The sequence below is a fragment of the Paenibacillus mesotrionivorans genome, from assembly GCF_046098205.1.
GTDB lineage: Bacteria > Bacillota > Bacilli > Paenibacillales > NBRC-103111 > Paenibacillus_AR > Paenibacillus_AR mesotrionivorans.
The window spans coordinates 21,745-35,338 of record NZ_JBJURJ010000025.1 but is presented as its reverse complement, the minus strand read 5'-3'; the positions used below and the strand labels follow the sequence as shown (position 1 = coordinate 35,338).

The window sequence follows — 13,594 nt, the reverse complement described above, 5'->3', positions numbered from 1 at the left end:
TTATGAACCGCCGGAGGCTCGATGCTGTCCCGGCGGTTTTTTTGTTGATGGGGACATTCATATTGTTATACCGTTCCGAATATTCTCTTATATTCACTGGGTTTTTCATCGCCTATAATCAAAGTATGCTCTTACTTCCCGATAAAAGAGGTGCTTTGATGAAACCTAAATTCCGCTATACGCCCCCTGCCAACGGGTATCCGGAATGGAACAATAACCCGGACATCTTCCAAGTAAACCGGATGGCCGCTGCCACCGCGTATATTCCTTACTCCACTCCCGAAGAAGCCGCAGCCGGTCAGGAAGGGGCGTCTCCCTGGAAAATGTCCCTGAACGGCACATGGCAATTCCATTATGCCGATAATCCGGAAGCGCGTCCCGCTGACTTTTACCGTGCGGATTACGATACCACAGAGTGGGACACCATACCTGTTCCAGCCCATTGGCAATTTCATGGCTACGACTACCCCCAATACACCAATGTCACCTACCCCTGGAAGGGAAAAGAGGACCTGGAGCCGCCTTTTGCCCCGGTGCGTTATAACCCGGTGGGTTCGTATGTGCGGACCTTCACTGTGCCCGACAATTGGCGGGAGCGTCCGGTATATATCAGCTTCCAAGGAGTAGAGTCCGCCTTTTATGTATGGGTGAACGGAGATCTGGTAGGCTACAGCGAGGATACCTTCACGCCTGCGGAATTTGATCTGACCCCTTACCTTATTGACGGGGAAAATAAGCTGGCCGTAGAGGTCTACCGCTGGTGCGACGCCAGCTGGCTGGAGGATCAGGACTTCTGGCGGCTGTCGGGCATCTTCCGCGAGGTGTATCTGTACAGCACCCCTATGCTTCATATCCGCGATGCTTCCGCTGTTACGGAGCTGGACGATAGCTTCACCAAAGCCCAACTGAAGCTCAAAACCACGGTTACCCGCTACCTTCCCTCCGCCGGAGAAAAGGTCGCCGTGGAAGCCATCCTGCTGGATGCTTCCGGCCAGGCTGTAACCGGTGAGCCAATTCTCTTGGAAGGCTCTTTCACCGTGGAGGAGGACTCGCTGGTTCTGGCCGCTTCTGCAGCTGTGGACAATCCCCTCTTATGGAGCGCCGAAGCGCCGCATCTATACACGCTGGTTATCTGCTTGCGCGACGGGGAAGGACAGCTGCTCGAGGCCCAAAGCTGCAAAATCGGCTTCCGCCGCTTCGAAATTGAAGGCGGTCTCATGAAAATCAACGGGAAGCGGATCATGTTCCGGGGAGTAAACCGCCATGAATTCGGCTGCGATACCGGACGGGCCGTGCGGGACGAGGACATGCTCCATGATATTCTCCTGATGAAGCAAAACAACATCAATGCCGTGCGTACATCCCATTATCCCAATCACCGCAAATGGTACAAATTGTGCGATGAATACGGATTGTATGTCATCGACGAAACCAATCTGGAGACCCACGGCAGCTGGCGTTACGGCCAGCAGGAGGAGGAGGGGGCGCTGCCGGGCAGCAAGCCGGAATGGACGGCCAATGTGCTGGACCGCTGCAACTCCATGCTCCAACGCGACAAGAACCACCCGTCCGTTATTATCTGGTCCTTGGGCAACGAGTCCTTCGGCGGAGATAACTTCCAGAGGATGCATGACTACCTGCGGGAGCAGGACCCGACGCGGGTTGTCCACTATGAGGGGATCTTCCATTTCCGCGCCACGGATGCCGCTTCGGATATCGAAAGCCATATGTACAGCAAGGTGGAAACGCTGGAGACGTATGCCTTGAGCCAGCCCTCCAAGCCTTTTATCCTGTGTGAATACAGCCACGCCATGGGCAATTCCTGCGGCGATCTGTACAAGTATTGGGAGATGTTCGACAAGTACCCGGTGCTTCAGGGGGGCTTTATCTGGGATTGGCGGGATCAGGCGATCCGGACGGAGAATGCGGATGGGGAAATCTATTTGGCTTACGGCGGCGATTTCGGCGATTTCCCCAATGACGGCACCTTCAGCGGCAACGGCCTGATTTTTGCCGACGGTGCGGTGACGCCCAAGCTGGCGGAGGTGAAGGGCTGCTACCAAAGCGTGCGTTTCCGGGCGGCGGATTTGAGCAGGGGCACAGTGGAGCTGGAGAACCTCTTCCTTTTCACCAACTTGGAGGAGTTTGATCTTCACTGGCGTTTGGATGTTAACGGGCAGCCCCAGCAGGAGGGAATTCTGGCTGCAACAGTTGCGCCGCTGGCTTCCGGTACGCTGCAGGTTCCTTATACCTTGCCGCAATCACTTCTCCATGGGGAGGAGGCGGTGCTGACTTTGACCCTGCTTCTGCGCAAAGACGAGGTTTGGGCTTCGGCGGGCCATGAAATCGCCTTTGGCCAGTTTATCCTGCCTGTGCCGGTAGCGGAAGCAGCGGCTGCAGGGAATGTCCCCGGCGTCAGCCTGCGGGTAACGGAAACAGAGCAGGCATTGACAGCTGAGGGCGGAAATTTCTCGGTAACCTTCTCTAAAAAAACCGGCCAACTTACCTCCTACAAGGCAAACGGCTTGGAGCTTCTGGCCACCGGCCCGGCCCCTCACTTCTGGCGGGCAGTAACAGACAATGACCGTGGCAACAAACATCCCGTCCGCTGTACAACCTGGCGGGAGGCAGGGCTGAACCGGAGGCTGCTGTCCTTTAAGGCGGAAGCGGCGGCTGAAGGAGTAACGGTGGAAGCGGAATACCGGATTGCCACTGCTCCCCGGTCCCATTGCACCGTACGTTATACCCTTGATGCTGCGGGTTCCCTTACCGTGGAGCAGGTGCTCACCCCAGGCGCCAATCTGCCGGAGATTCCCGTGGTTGGCCTTTTGTTCACGATGGAGCCGGCCTTCCGCCACTTGAACTGGTATGGGATGGGGCCTCACGAAAATTACTGCGATCGTGTGGCAGGAGCCAGACTGGGCGTGTACGAAGGAAAGGTGGAGGAGCAGCTCACCCCGTATCTGCGTCCCCAGGAGAGCGGCAACAAAACAGGCGTCCGTTGGGCGGAAATCCGCGATGAAGGCGGACATGGGCTGCGCATTGAAGGCGCACCTGCCGTAGAGCTCTCCGTGCTGCCCTTTACACCGGAGGAGCTGGAGCAGGCTGATCATGCTTACAAACTCCCGCGGCAAACCCGTACGGTGGTCCGGATTAACGCCCGGCAAATGGGTGTCGGCGGCGACGACAGCTGGGGCGCCCATGTCCACCCGGAGTTCACCCTGACGGCTGACCGGACGTACACCAACCGCTTTGTGCTGAAGCCGCTTTTCTAGGCGTTTGTCCGATGGAAACACAGAACCCGCACTTCATATTCCGCAATCGGGAAATCGCGTGTAAAATAGAGAAAGAGCAATATTTTCCACACAGCCGTCTTTACCGAAAGGGGAAGAAATGAGCATATGGATCAAACTATCTATCAAATCGCCATTATCGGCTTTGGCGGAATGGGCAGCTACCATACCCAACTGATCCAGCCGGTAGCCCAGCTTCAGGTCCGCGGAGTCTACGACATTCTGCCCTACCGTATGGAATTGGCTTCAACCCAGGGGCTCCGGGGTTACAGCAGTCTCGAGGATGTGTTGGAGGATGCGGAGGTGGATGTGGTGCTGATTGCCACACCCAATGATTCCCATAAGGAGATTGCCATCCGGGCCCTCCAAGCGGGCAAACATGTGATTTGCGAAAAGCCGGTGACGATGAACTCGACGGATTTCCTGGAGATTACAGCGAGTGCGGAAGCGGCAAAACGCGTATTTACGGTCCACCAGAACCGCCGGTGGGATCCGGATTTCCTGATTGTCAAAGAGATTGTGGAGAAGAAAAAAGCCGGCGAGGTCTTCCATGTGGAATCCCGGGTACACGGGGCCAACGGCATCCCCGGCGATTGGCGGCAGCTTGCGGCGTACGGTGGCGGCATGCTGCTGGATTGGGGCGTGCATCTCTTAGACCAGCTGCTTTTGCTGACGGACAGTAAGATTGAAAGTGTAAAGGCGGATCTCAGCACTATTCTCGGCACTGAGGTGGATGACGGCTTTACGGCCACCATCCGGTTTAAGGACGGACTCACTGCGGTCATTGAAGTGGGAACCACCAATTACATCAAGCTACCCCGCTGGTATGTGAAGGGTACGGAGGGTACGGCGGTGATCCGCGACTGGAGCCTGGAGGGTGAGATTGTCCGCACCAACCCGGACGTGGCCAAGGTAGAGCCGACCCCGATCCAGGCAGGAGTCGGCTTGACCAAAACCATGGCCCCTCCCTCGGAGAAATCAACCCTGCGCCTGCCTGTGGAGAAGGCTACTCCCCCTGCGCAAAGCTTCTATGAAAATTTCGCCGCCCTCCTGGACGGACGCTCCGCCCAAGCGGTGAAGAATGAGCAGGTGCTGCGTGTGCTCCGGCTGATTGAGACGGTATTTGAAGCGGCCCGTACCCAAACTGTGGTGAAGGACACGGACCTGTAACCCACATGCGGGGCAGAATGAACAGGTTTTTTTTGCTGGCCATCGTATTCGGCGGGTTTCTGGTTTTCGGCTTTTCGGAAAATGTCAAAGGACCCGCCATCCCCCGGATTCAGGGGGATTTTTTCCTGGGAGACACGCAACTGGGACTGCTTCTTGCTCTTAATTCTCTGGGATATCTGGTGGCTTGCTCGTTTACGGGCGCCTTGTCCCGCCGGATCGGCATCAAGCTGACGGGGATTCTCGCCTTTGTGCTGATGGCGGCTTCCGGGGTACTGATGTATTTGGCGGCCAATTACCAATTTTTATCGGCGTCCTATTTTTTGATGTATATCGGCAACGGGATGCTGGAGATCGGTCTGGCCATTATGGCCGCGCGGATTTTCACTAAAAATACCGGCTTTATGATGAATCTGGCCCATTTTTTCTATGGGCTCAGCTCGACAGTGGCGCCGATTATCGGGGCTTCGATGATGGGCTGGCATTTTAGCGGAGGAGGAGAATGGGGCTGGCGGGGGATGTATCTGTTTATGCTCTCCCTGTCGCTGCTCCCTGTGATTCCCTCTTTGCTTGCTTCCTTCCCCCGGGGGGAGGAGGAGGGCGGCCAAGAAGGGGTGCCGTTCCGGCTGCTGATGCGCGATAAGGTGGCATGGCTGATAGTGGCGGTGCTTTCCTTCGGGGTGATTTCGGAGTTGGCAGTAGGCGGCTGGCTGGTGAATTTCCTGGAAAAAGCCTATGGCTGGACTACAGAACGCGCATCCGGCATGCTGTCTTTATTCTTCCTGTGTTTTATGCTGGCGAGACTGGTGCTGGGACCGGTTACGGACCGCATCGGATATACCCTGTCCGTTATGATCTTCGCCGGTTTTTCCGGGTTATGCAGCCTAGCCGCTATCCTGCTGGGGGAACCCGCCGCGTGGCTGTTTGCCGTTGCAGGAGCGGGAATTGCCCCGGTTTATCCTACGGTGATGGCGTTGTTGGCCAAGCGGTATCCCCAGGGCACAGAGACGGCCATTACCTTTACGGTTACGGCCATGGGGGTAGCCTGTGTTATCGGCAATGCGCTGATCGGGTGGATCATCGACGGAGTGGCCGCCCTTGCCGGTGGCGGGGATGCGCAGCTGCTGGGCCTGCAGGCCGGGTACGGCTTTATCGCGGCAATGGCGCTGCTGTGCGCAGTTACCTGCCTGTATATGTACCGTGTGATGAAGCGGCAGGGGAATTTGCTTTAAGGTAGTAGGGTGGCCACATTAGTTTGTGGACAATGGATTGCGTAGCCGGGGCCTTGGGTCCCGGTTTTTTGCGTTTGGGCGGCAGAAGAGGAGGGGAGGGTGCTGTTGAGGAGTAACAGATACGGTGTGCTGCTGAAGACGACAGGTGCGGAGTGCTCCTGAAGAGCAGGAGGGTGGGTGATGGGGATGGGGGTAAAAGGGGCAGGTGTGGGTAAAGGGAACGGAATAACGGAAGTAAACTTCCGTTATTGGCTCGCCGCGGCGGTGCAGGAGGCGATAGCGGAAAGAGTTTTCCGCTATCCAGCCTCTACCCCCAGCCAATACGGGCAGGCTGCCGGATTAGCGGAAAATGGCTTCCGCTAATCCATCCGTTAGCAGTCCTGCGCAGCCTATAGCGGAAAAAAGCTTCCGCTATTCCGCGGCCGGCCACAGCCAAGGCATCAGCTGCTCGGTTAGCGGAAGCCTAATGTCCGCTATTGGGCCTGCATTGCCGCATTTCGGGCTATAGCGGCAGCTTGGGTTCCGCTATTTGCCCGCTGCAGGACACCACAGAGGCGCAAAAAGAGGAATAACGGAAACTTGCCTTCCGTTATTCCTCTTTTTAGTCTACAGCGCAGACGATAGCGGACAACTGCCTTCCCCTATCCGCGTTTGCTCAACGTTAAACCGCTATCCGCACACCGCAGCTTGGATGGTGATCGAAAAACCAGCTAATCCAACCCGCTCCATCATCAGGATGAGGTCATCCCATCGGTACATCTCAAGGTGCGCCTTCAAGTAACATTAGTTAGTTCAACCAGCTCCCCCACCAGCAGGAGGTCATCCCATCGGTACATCTCGAGGTGCGCCTTCCAGTAATATTAGCTAGTTAAACCAATTCACCCACCAGCAGGAGGTCATCCCAACTGTTCATGTTAACGGGCGTTACGAGTGCCGCCCCTTAACCCTCCGGCGCCAGCTTCACCAGCTTGCTGCCGTGGGGCGGCAGCGTAAACCGCAGCCCGTCCTCCACCCGGCCCAGGCTGCGCCGTGCCCACAGATCCCGGGCCTCCCGCGTCCCGGGGGCCAGACCCAGCTCCGCCAGCTCAGCGCTCACCTCAGCCGGCGCATCCCCCAGATTGAACAGCGCCACATACACGCCGCCGTCTGGAGCCAACGAGGTCCATACCGTCCGATCCTCCCGCCGGTATAGAGGCCGGGCACCCCGGCCGTCCCGGTGGACCGCCAGCACCTCCTCGTTGGTTAACAACGATAAGGTCCACGCATCATTGTCCCGCAGCTCACCGCCGAACATTAGAGGGGAGCGGAAAAGGTTCCACAGGGTCATCATCGTCTGCTGCTCCTCCGGGGTAAACCGGGTTTGGCGGTTGCTGGCGCCACCGTCCACGGAGCGCAGCCCGATATGGCCCAAGGGCAGCATATCGCAATCCGGCCAGGAGCCGTTGCCAACGAAGGGGTACCACTGCTCGCAGCGTCCGAACATGTCCTTCAGAAGCGGCCATACATCCCAGAAATCGTCGGTCATCCGCCACATATTGGCGTTACCCGCCAGCAAGCCGCCATATTCCAGGGGAGCCGCTCCCGGCGACAGGCTCAGCACCATAGGGCGCCCGCAGCGATCAATGGCCGTTCGGATCATTTCAATTTCCCGATGGTGGATGTGGTACAGCCGGGAGGCGGCAATATCATCCACCTTCACAAAATCCACTTCCCATTCCGCATAAAGCCGGAACAGGGAATCGTAATAGGCCTGGGCCCCCTCCGCATCGGGATTCACCCCATACATATCCGAGTTCCAGGGGCAGATATTGTTGGCGGCGATCTCCCGTGCCCGGCGCTCCGTGCCCTGAATCGGAGTGTTGGCGTGTACAGCCTGCCGGGGGATGCCTCTCATGATATGGATGCCGAACTGAAGGCCCAAACCATGAATCACATCCGCCAGGGGCTTAAAGCCCTTGCCTCCTGCCGAGGAGGGAAACCGGTTGACTGCGGGAACCAGCCGGGAATATCCGTCCATTTCCAACGGGACAAAGGGGCGGTAAGATGAGGAGAGGGCACCCGGCTCATACCACTGGATATCCACCACCACGTATTCCCAGCCAAAGGGCTTCAAATGCTCCGCCATATACCGGGCATTGCCCAGCACCTCCTCCTCCGTAACGCTGGCCCCGTAACAATCCCAGCTGTTCCAGCCCATTGGAGGCGTTGCCGCATATTGCTTATGTGCCGCCTTGTGTACACCTATACCGGACATATTCCTAATCTCCTTTTAGTCAACTTTGTGGCTTTATACAGGTATCATAGGCAATGTCCGGCCCAAGGTCTACGACAATTAATTGCCCCTGGTTGTAAAATATTGCGCATTAAAAGGTGATCCGCTCCATTCCAACCACACTCCGGTGCTGGCGGAGCTCTCCGGGTGTGAAGCCCACCCATTTGTGAAACACCTTAATGAAATAGCTGCTGCCGGCATAACCCACCTCTTTGGCCACCTCATCCACAGTCAGCTCCGTTTCCCGCAAAAGGGCAACTGCCTGCCTCATCCGCACCTTGGTGAGAAACTCCAGAGGGGTCACGCCCGTATGCCGCTTGAACAGCCGGATAAAATGATACTTGGATAGCCCCGCCATCTCGGCCAACTGCTCCACACCGGCAATGCGTGCCGCATTGGCCTCCATCTCCTTCACCGCCAATACTACACCAGCAGGCCAGTTTTCCTGCCGAGTTCCCCCTCCCGAAGCGTAACGGAGAAGCTCCATCATAAACCGGTAAACCAGCGCCGAGGCGGTATACCCATCCCCGATCTGGTTGTACAGTCCCGAACGGACCATATCCTCCAGCACCAGGAGCAGCGGGCTTTCAGCGGGAATAGTGCACACCGGAGATAATCTCCGGCAGGCCTGCTCCCATTGTTTTTCCAAGCCCCACGGACGGAACAGAATGAAGCAGAACTCCCAGTACGGGCTGGATTCGGGCAAAAAATACCGGTGCTGGCCAGGGATATCCACAAGAAAGGCCTCTCCGGGTCCCACGGTCCTGACGCTGCCGCCAATATCAATGCAGCCGGAGCCGGAAACGGTGTATTGGAACAGGCACAAGGGCCCGTCGATTCGGGTCAGCCCGTCCCACTGGTAGCCGGTAGAGGTAACCTGATCGTAGCCCAAGGCGAATAGCTGGAACAACTCCGTCCGGCTGGATGTTTCCCCGAACCGGAAGCCGACCGTTTGGCAAGGGAGCTTCAAAGAAAACCCCTCCTATTGGTTACATAAGAACTCCTTTTATTATAACGGTTTGGCTGCATCCGGAGTGGGATCAGATGGTCAGACACACTTTTATATGCAAATTTTATTGATGCATAATTATATTTTATCAGACAAGAAAAAACTCGAAAAAAGTTCCATCACGCAAAATGTCAGAAAACATCACATACCCGATTGACGCTCTACCTCCGGGGTGGTACCTTAATACAGTAATCTTGACCGAGGGAATCATTACCCATGTTCTTAGGAGGCGCACAGCATGACAGGCCAAAGGATTTTATACTTCGATACGATGACAGCGGATATGAAGGAGCTTCTCCGTTCACGGATGCCGAGAGGGTATGAGCTGGTATTCTGGGACCAGTGCGACGAAGCAGCCAAGGAAAAGGAGCTGGGCCAGGCCTCCTATCTGATGGCGACGGTATTTCCCGTTACGGCAGCGCTGATCTCTCAAGCCAAGAAGGCCAAACATATTCAAAAATGCGGTGTGGGCCTGGATAATATCGATATGGCGGCCGCTTCGGAAAGAGGAATTTCCGTTTCTAACATACCCGGCTGCAATGCAGTCTGTGTGGCAGAGCTGACCCTGATGCTCATCCTGTCCCTGTACCGCAAGCTTCCGTATGCCAACACCCGCACTAAGCAGGGAGAGTGGCTGACCTGGGCCCTGCGGCCGGATTCCTACGAGATGAAGGGCAAAACCCACGGTCTCATCGGGATGGGCTATGTAGGCTGGGAAACAGCTGTGCGCTCCAAGGCGATGGGTACCGATATATTGTATTATGATCAACGGCCTCTTCCGGAGCAAAAGGAAAAGGAGCTGGGAGCCCGGTTTGTCGGGCTGGAGGAGCTTCTGTGCCAATCTGACATTGTCAGCGTCCACGTTCCGCTGGTTCCCGGCACACGCCATCTGATCAACCGGCAGCGTCTGCAATTGATGAAATCCAATGCGGTGCTGATTAACGTGGCCAGGGGCGGAGTTGTGGATGAAAAGGCCCTATACGAGGCATTGGTGGCAGGCGAAATCAAAGGTGCGGGACTGGATGTTTGGGAACAGGAGCCTGTTCCGGCAGACCATCCGCTGCTGCAATTGGAGCAGGTGATTGCCACTCCGCATATCGGCGGTGGCACACGGGATACGCTGATCCACGTATACACCCAGGCTTTTGCCAATATTGAACGGGTTGAACAGGGGCTGGAGCCGATGTTCGTGGGCAACAGCTACCGGCATATGACAGTTGGTTGAAAATGAGTCGCTTATACAGCGGTGTACTGCTGCTTCAAAGAAAGCTGGCCGGACAAATATCCGGCCGGCTTTTTTTAGGTTCCGGCGAATTTTTCCATATTGACTGCGATATACAGAGAACAGTAGAATGAATGTAATACCGGATACGTAATCGTTTACGTGAAAAAGGGGAGCCTGTATGCCCAATATTAAGGATGTGGCCAAAGCGGCCCAGGTGTCCACCGCTACAGTCTCGCATGTGATTAACGGCACCCGTTTTGTCAGCGAGGAAACCCGCCTCCGTGTGCAGGAGGCCATGGCAGAGCTGCATTATACCCCCAACTTCGTCGCCCGGAATTTGCGCAGCAAAAAATCCGGGATTATCGGGCTTTTGGTGCCGATGCTGCCGGGGGATTCCTCCAATTATTTTTTTATGTCCGTGGCCCAGGGGATTGAAAGCGTCCTGATGGAGAACGGATACAATCTGGTTCTGGGGAATACCAAGGAAAGTGTGCAGGTGGAAAAGGAGCAGCTCCGCCTCTTCCTGGCGCAGCAGATTGACGGGTTGATTCTGGCCCCGGCTCCCGGGGACCATACCTTCGTGGACGGAACGGTAGGCCATGCAATTCCTGTGGTCTGTGTGGACCGCCGTCCCGAAGGCCTCAGCGGGGATTGTGTGCTGGCGGATGGCATGGGTGGAGCCTTGGAGACTACCCGGCTGTTGATTAGGCAGGGCCACCGCAGGATCGGGTTTCTGTCGCCGGTGCCGGGCATCTCCTCCACGGAGGAACGGCTCCAGGGTTACCGGCAGGGGCTGGAGGAGGCGGGTGTACCCTTCCTCCCGGAGCTGGCGGCTGCCCTTTCACCCGGAGAGAACGGCTTCGACAGCGGTTATCGTCTGGCGCGTCGGCTTTATGAGGAAGGTGGCGTTACGGCGCTGTTCGCAGGGGATAACCAGATGGCCATGGGGGCCTTGTGCTTTTTTCAGGAGGCGGGAGTCTCTCTTCCGGGCAAAATGGCCTTGGTGGGGTTCGACGATTATGACTGGTCGCGGATTACCACACCTGCCCTGACGGTGGTGAAGCAGCCGGCATTTAAGCTGGGCCAAACAGCGGCACGGATGGTGCTGGACCGGATCGTGCAGCCTGACAAAGAACCGGAGCTGGTACGCCTGCCCACCCGTCTGGTGCTGCGGGCTTCGGTGTAGCAAGGGGACTCTGCTCTGGCCGCATCAGGCGTTTGACAGCCTCATGCGGACCAAGCCGCGCGCTGAGAAGGAGACTGACTGGGAGCTGCAGTGGCTGGAACCACCATGTCCGGATAGAATGTAGCCCGGGCAGCATAATGACGTAATCGATTACCTAATTCTAAGGAGGAGATGGGGATGTTGGATGCTATCACTGTAGGCGAGGTACTGATCGATTTTACACCCGCAGGGTCCAATGAATACGGGTTTCAAAGCTTTTCGGCCAATCCCGGCGGAGCCCCTGCCAATGTGATGGCGGCGTTGGCCAAGTGGGGCCGCAAAAGCGGATTTATCGGAAAGGTGGGGAAGGACACCTTCGGGGAATTTCTGCAGCAGGTGCTGGAGCAGGCGGGAGTGGATACCCGGGGGCTGGTGCTTTCGGAGCCATACCGGACTACCCTGGCTTTTGTCCATTTGCAGCCGGACGGGGACCGCTCCTTCAGCTTTTACCGCAGTCCCGGAGCGGATATGATGCTTACCCCGGAGGAAGTACAGGAAGACCTTGTGGCCGAGGCCGGCCTGCTTCATTTTGGCTCTGTTTCCCTGACGGATGAACCCTCCGCTTCGGCCACGCTGCATGCGGTCCGGCTGGCCCGGAGCTTGGGCAAGCTGGTGAGCTACGACCCGAATCTCCGGCCGGCGCTGTGGAGGAGCCTGGACGAGGCCAAGCTGCGGATTCGGGAGGGTTTGGAGCTGGCCCATATCGTCAAGCTTTCCGAGGAAGAACTGGAATTCCTCACCGGCGAACAGAACCTGGAGGCAGGCACGGAGCAGCTGTACCGGGAGTTTAAGACTCCGATTATCCTGGTCACCCTTGGGGCGGAGGGCTCCTTCTTCCGGCTAGGTGGGGAATGCCGCCGGGTGCCCGGCCGTGCTGTCCAAGCGGTGGACACTACAGGTGCGGGAGACTGCTATCTGGCCGGCTTTTTGCTAAAGCTAATGGAATGGGGAGGGGCGGTGGAGCGGTTGGACGCCGCTGCGGCCCAGTCCATGGCGGCCTTCGCCAACGCGGCAGGAGCACTGATCACACTCCGCAAGGGAGCCATCCCGGCTATTCCGCAGCTTGCCGATATTGAAGCCTTCCTGAAGGAGCAGTCTGGCAACGGAGTTTGAGCCGCCAGGGGAGCTGTAAATATATTTCTGTATCAAAACTTGCATCCAAATTCACATTCGAAACCGAACCCTTCACTCTTCCACGTCCGGGAGCTGCGAAGGGTTTTTGGTTTGCCTGCCGGGCCCGGCAGAGCGGCGGTATTGTCCGGGCGCCATGCCGTAATGCTCCCGGAACACCCGGATGTAGTAGTTAGCCTCCCAGCCCAGCCGGGCAGCTACATCCCTGACGGAGGGCGAGGATTCCTCCATCAGCCATTCCAGGGAGCGGTGAAGGCGCAGCCGCTGCAGATAAACATGGGGAGGCATGCCGCAGGCTTGTTTGAAAATCCGCTGGAAATGCTGCACGGAATACCCGACGGTCCTGGCCAGGTTGGACATGTCCAATTGCTCGGTATAATGCTGCTCCATGAGGCGCAGCGCCTGGCGGAAGGCCAACTCCGCGGGAGAGGCGGCCAGGGGTATGGTGCTGCCGGCCGGACCCGGACTGGTTTGCCTGGGCGTGGGCTGGTTGGCGGAAGCCGCTTCCCCGGCTGCCAGCAGCAGGGAGTAGAGCTGGCCCGAATAGCGGCGTTCGCCGCCTTCCGCACCATGGTGGATGTCCTGCCACAGCTCCTCCAGTCCCTGCCGGAGAATTTCACCGGCTCCTTCCAGCGGAAAAGGCGTACAAGGCGCCATACCGCAGCTTGTGGCGATGGTCTCCGCCGCTGGTCCGTCGAAGCTGAGAAAGGAGAGTTGCCACGGGCCGGACCGGGGGCCATATTCGTGGGGGACACCGCCGGGAAGATAAAGGGCGCAGCCTTCGGGCAAGCTGAAGCTGCCTGCCTCCGCAAATTCAAAGCGCCCGTCGCCCGCTGACGACCATAGCAGCTGGCTGTGGGGGAACCCTTCCGGACGGTGAATATAGGTCTGGTCATGGCGGCCCAGGGATTGCAGCCGGAGCGGCAGCGAATCCGGCGTACCGGGGGCCAGCAGAAAAGTAAGAAAATCGGGCAGGTGACCCATGTATAGGGAGCTCCTTTTACAAGAAAATGTTCATTATATGCTATAACAATACTTCA

10 protein-coding genes are annotated in these 13,594 nt (G+C 57.3%); 7 read left to right on the top strand and 3 right to left on the bottom strand.

Going from position 1 to position 13,594, the window contains the following annotated elements; translation table 11 throughout:
• The first annotated feature begins 158 nt into the window (after positions 1–158).
• The 4 genes from lacZ (at position 159) to ACI1P1_RS27465 (ending at position 6,055) form a co-directional block, all read left to right on the top strand.
• On the top strand, positions 159–3,275 hold the full coding sequence (gene lacZ, locus ACI1P1_RS27480) for a beta-galactosidase, LacZ type (RefSeq protein ID WP_416219752.1): 3,117 nt from the start codon (positions 159–161) through the stop codon (positions 3,273–3,275).
• 126 nt (positions 3,276–3,401) lie between these two features.
• Positions 3,402–4,463: a Gfo/Idh/MocA family protein gene (locus tag ACI1P1_RS27475; protein WP_416219751.1), complete on the top strand. Its 1,062-nt coding sequence runs from the start codon at positions 3,402–3,404 to the stop codon at positions 4,461–4,463.
• 17 nt (positions 4,464–4,480) lie between these two features.
• Entirely contained in the window at positions 4,481–5,692 is a 1,212-nt protein-coding gene (locus ACI1P1_RS27470; protein WP_416219750.1) for an MFS transporter, read from the top strand.
• Between the two features lie 180 nt (positions 5,693–5,872).
• Positions 5,873–6,055, top strand: a complete 183-nt coding sequence (locus ACI1P1_RS27465; RefSeq protein WP_416219749.1) for a hypothetical protein — start codon at positions 5,873–5,875, stop codon at positions 6,053–6,055.
• Positions 6,056–6,632: 577 nt separating this feature from the next.
• Here the strand turns inward: ACI1P1_RS27465 and ACI1P1_RS27460 are convergent.
• Together ACI1P1_RS27460 and ACI1P1_RS27455 are read right to left on the bottom strand one after the other, a co-directional pair.
• Positions 6,633–7,946, bottom strand: coding sequence for a glycoside hydrolase family 27 protein (locus ACI1P1_RS27460; protein WP_416219748.1), 1,314 nt, complete (start codon positions 7,944–7,946; stop codon positions 6,633–6,635).
• A gap of 109 nt (positions 7,947–8,055) precedes the next feature.
• A complete protein-coding gene (locus tag ACI1P1_RS27455) occupies positions 8,056–8,934 on the bottom strand; it encodes an AraC family transcriptional regulator (protein WP_416219747.1) in 879 nt (292 codons plus the stop codon).
• 277 nt (positions 8,935–9,211) lie between these two features.
• Here ACI1P1_RS27455 and ACI1P1_RS27450 point away from each other — a divergent pair, with 277 nt between their 5' ends.
• From ACI1P1_RS27450 to ACI1P1_RS27440, 3 genes are all read left to right on the top strand, one after another.
• Complete coding sequence (locus ACI1P1_RS27450) at positions 9,212–10,198, top strand: 2-hydroxyacid dehydrogenase (RefSeq protein WP_416219746.1); 987 nt, start codon at positions 9,212–9,214, stop codon at positions 10,196–10,198.
• A 178-nt stretch (positions 10,199–10,376) separates the two neighbouring features.
• Positions 10,377–11,384 carry a LacI family DNA-binding transcriptional regulator gene (locus ACI1P1_RS27445; RefSeq protein ID WP_416219745.1) on the top strand — a complete coding sequence of 336 codons (1,008 nt, stop codon included), beginning with the start codon at positions 10,377–10,379 and terminating at the stop codon, positions 11,382–11,384.
• Between the two features lie 177 nt (positions 11,385–11,561).
• Positions 11,562–12,536 (top strand): carbohydrate kinase family protein, encoded by a 975-nt coding sequence (locus tag ACI1P1_RS27440; protein WP_416219744.1) that lies wholly within the window; start codon positions 11,562–11,564, stop codon positions 12,534–12,536.
• Between the two features lie 72 nt (positions 12,537–12,608).
• Here the strand turns inward: ACI1P1_RS27440 and ACI1P1_RS27435 are convergent, their stop codons facing one another.
• Complete coding sequence (locus ACI1P1_RS27435; RefSeq protein ID WP_416219743.1) at positions 12,609–13,538, bottom strand: AraC family transcriptional regulator; 930 nt, start codon at positions 13,536–13,538, stop codon at positions 12,609–12,611.
• Between the last annotated feature and the right edge of the window lie 56 nt (positions 13,539–13,594).

Coding starts and splice junctions, on each gene's coding strand:
- ACI1P1_RS27460 (WP_416219748.1), bottom strand. CDS start 7,946: ATGTCCGGTATAGGTGTACACAAGGCGGCACATAAGCAATATGCGGCA.
- ACI1P1_RS27445 (WP_416219745.1), top strand. CDS start 10,377: ATGCCCAATATTAAGGATGTGGCCAAAGCGGCCCAGGTGTCCACCGCT.
- ACI1P1_RS27440 (WP_416219744.1), top strand. CDS start 11,562: ATGTTGGATGCTATCACTGTAGGCGAGGTACTGATCGATTTTACACCC.
- ACI1P1_RS27450 (WP_416219746.1), top strand. CDS start 9,212: ATGACAGGCCAAAGGATTTTATACTTCGATACGATGACAGCGGATATG.
- lacZ (WP_416219752.1), top strand. CDS start 159: ATGAAACCTAAATTCCGCTATACGCCCCCTGCCAACGGGTATCCGGAA.
- ACI1P1_RS27435 (WP_416219743.1), bottom strand. CDS start 13,538: ATGGGTCACCTGCCCGATTTTCTTACTTTTCTGCTGGCCCCCGGTACG.
- ACI1P1_RS27465 (WP_416219749.1), top strand. CDS start 5,873: ATGGGGATGGGGGTAAAAGGGGCAGGTGTGGGTAAAGGGAACGGAATA.
- ACI1P1_RS27475 (WP_416219751.1), top strand. CDS start 3,402: ATGGATCAAACTATCTATCAAATCGCCATTATCGGCTTTGGCGGAATG.
- ACI1P1_RS27470 (WP_416219750.1), top strand. CDS start 4,481: ATGAACAGGTTTTTTTTGCTGGCCATCGTATTCGGCGGGTTTCTGGTT.